The organism is Mesorhizobium sp. M7A.F.Ca.CA.002.15.2.1 (genome assembly GCF_003998715.1).
Classification (GTDB): Bacteria; Pseudomonadota; Alphaproteobacteria; order Rhizobiales; family Rhizobiaceae; genus Mesorhizobium; species Mesorhizobium ciceri.
Map to the genome: position 1 here is coordinate 1 of NZ_RZPI01000207.1, position 782 is coordinate 782.

Here is a 782-nt window from a genome sequence, read left to right on the forward strand (position 1 = left end):
ATCGGTGCCGTAGAGCGCATCGTAGAGCGAACCCCAGCGCGCATTTGCAGCGTTGAGCGCATAGCGCGCATTCATCACCGGCACGACCAGCTGCGGTCCGGCAACATCAGCAATTTCCGGGTCGACGTTGTCGGTCGACACGCTGAAGGCCGGGCCTTCGGGAACGAGGTAGCCGATCCCTTTCAGGAAGCCCTTGTAGGCCTCCATGTCGACCGGCGCGCCGTGATCGCGATACCAGCCGTCTATCTGTTCCTGGATGGCGTCACGCTTTGCCAGCAGCTCCCGGTTCTTCGGCGCCAGATCATGGACGACGGCCGAAAAACCGTTCCAGAAGGCGTCCGCTTCGATCCCCGTGCCCGGCAGCGCTTCCCTGGCCACGAACTCATGCAGCTCGCGGGCAATCCGCAATCCGGCGATCTCGATGCGGTCGGTCATCAGGCTACTCCAGATGAAAGGCTTTGCGGGCCTTTGGCATGTCAGGTTTGCCGGGTCAATTCAGCTTAGGGTGAAGGTGGCGTATTTCGCCGCGTCGCTCAAACCGCAATGCGCGGCCTTCCCGAGGCCACGGCCACGACATGCGCCTCGATGAACATGCGCTGGGCCTCGACGGTCGAGACCCGGAATTCGGTGGCGACGTCGATCTCGGCGCTGTCGGTGCCGGCATCCCTGGCGCGCTCCGCGACGATGGCGCGGACATCGGCCTCGGCCGCCGCGATCGCCGCTGCCTCGTCGAGGAAATCGCGTACGGTCTCGCCCGAGGCGCGGGTCAGCCAGCCCATAGA

The 782-nt window shown here is 64.7% G+C and carries 2 pseudogenes; both read right to left on the reverse strand.

Annotated features, from left to right (window positions below):
* Positions 1-435, reverse strand: a pseudogene (locus ENZ74_RS13915) (malate synthase G); the annotation flags it as partial.
* 98 nt (positions 436-533) lie between these two features.
* Positions 534-782, reverse strand: a pseudogene (locus tag ENZ74_RS35095) (hydantoinase/oxoprolinase family protein); the annotation flags it as partial.